The sequence below is a fragment of the Frankia sp. AiPs1 genome, from assembly GCF_023716945.1.
Classification (GTDB): Bacteria; Actinomycetota; Actinomycetes; order Frankiales; family Frankiaceae; genus Frankia.
Genome location: NZ_JAMQQF010000806.1, coordinates 1 through 1,959 on the forward strand (window position 1 = coordinate 1; position 1,959 = coordinate 1,959).

The window sequence follows — 1,959 nt, forward strand, 5'->3', positions numbered from 1 at the left end:
GGCGCCGCTCGGACCGCCGCCGGGACCGACCCCGTATCCCGACGACGGTTCCCGCGGCCAGTCCCGCCGCCCGACGGATGCCGACCGGCAGCGCGCCCAGCGGGGCACCGGGTCCGGACGCCACCGCGGCGCCCGGACCGACCATGAGCCCCGGACCGACCATGAGCCCCGGCCCAACCACGAACCCCGGGCCGATCACGACCCCCGAGCCGATCGAGAGCCCCGGACCGATCGGGAGCCCCGGACCCGACTGGATCAGGAGTCCGGGCCGGACCGCGGCCCCCGGCGCGATCGCCGCCCCTCCCACACCGTCGGCTCCGACCGGGCTGCGCAGATCCGTCCGGACCTCGGGCCTCGCCAGAACCTTGGCGCCCGCCAGGATTTCGCCGCCCACCAGGACCCCGCCGCCCACCAGGACCCCGCCACCCGCCAGGACGGCGGGCCGTGGCCGAGCCGTGAGGCGCGAGCCGGCCGTGGATCGCGCGCGGACTACGAGCCCTACCCGGATGACGGTCCATCGGTCTTCGCGGATCCGTACGTCCCGTATCCGGACGGCGACGCCCATCTCGGCCAGACCCGGCGACACCGGACCGACGGGTTCGACCCGGATCCCGCCGGGGGACGCCCGCCCGCCGGGACGGAGCCGGGCGAGACCCGACGGCCGGCCGCAGTGGCGCCGGGTCCGCAGCCACCCGACGCGGGTGGCCGCGCCGGGCTGCTCACCAGCGCCCTGCTGCCGCCACCACCGCAGACAGCCTCCCGCGGCTGGCGCAAGCTCGTCTACCAGGTGTCGGCCGGCGCGGTGAATCCCGGGCCCTCACCCGACGAGGTCCGCGATCGCCGGCAGATCGCCCGCATCCGCACGCCGCTGCTGGACTGCCATCGGATCGCCGTGCTGTCCCTCAAGGGCGGGGTCGGCAAGACCACGACCACGGTGGCGGTCGGTTCGACCCTGGCCAGCCTGCGCGGCGACCGGGTGGTGGCGATCGACGCCAACCCCGACCGCGGCACGCTCGGCTCGAAGGTGCCGCGCACCTCCTCGCACACCGTGCGGGAGCTGCTGGAGGACGCTGCGCGCCTGCACCGGTACGTGGACATCCGCAAGTACCTGTCCCAGGCCGATTCACGGCTGGAGGTGCTGGCCTCGGCCAACGACCCGGAGCTGTCCGACACCTTCGGCGCCGACGACTACCGGGCCGTGGACGATCTGCTCCAGCGGCACTACTCGATCCTGCTCACGGACTGCGGAACGGGCATCCTGCACAGCGCCATGCGCGGGGTGCTGGAACTCGCCGACACGCTGGTGATCGTGAGCAGCGCGACCGCGGACGGCGGCTCCAGCGCGAGCGCCACGCTGGACTGGCTGGACGCACACGGGTATTCGGAGCACGTCCGCGAGGCGGTCGCGGTGATCTCGATGTTTCCGGCGCAGGGCGAACGCGTCGACGTGGACGCCCTCGCCCACCATTTCGAGGCACGGACCCGCCGGGTGGTGCAGGTCCCCTTCGACCCGCACCTCGCCGACGGTGGTCGGATCGTGCTGTCGGACCTGAAACGGGAAACCCGGGCGGCATACCGGGAGATCGCGGGTGCCGTGGCCGAACGCTTCGGCGAGGAGCGCGGCAGCCGCCCCCGCTGAGCAGCGGCCCGCCGAGCAGACATCCCCGCTGAGCAGACACCCCGGCTGAGCAGCCGCCTTCGCGCAAGCCGCGGCCGGCCGGCTCAGCCGGCTCAGCGGCCCAGCGCCGCCACCGCCGCCCGAACACCGGGACGCCGCAACTGGCGGGCGACCGTCGTGCGGCCCTCGATCAGCCGGGTGAACAGTCCGAAGGTGCCCGGGCCCGCCAGGAGCGCGTGCATCACCCCCGGCCGCCGGGTGAACGCGCCGAGCACCTCGCGGCCGGCCGCCATCTCCGGCCCCAGAACCGCTTGGACGCGGGCCGGGTAGCCGTCCAGGGC

General features: G+C 75.0%; 1 protein-coding gene and 1 pseudogene. One reads left to right on the forward strand and one right to left on the reverse strand.

The annotated features are described in order from the left end of the window. A partial coding sequence (locus tag ND748_RS30855; protein WP_251749831.1) for an AAA family ATPase occupies positions 1-1,639 on the forward strand: 1,639 nt, incomplete at its 5' end. Between the two features lie 92 nt (positions 1,640-1,731). Here ND748_RS30855 and ND748_RS30860 read toward each other — a convergent pair. After that, a pseudogene (locus ND748_RS30860) lies at positions 1,732-1,959 on the reverse strand (geranylgeranyl reductase); the annotation flags it as partial.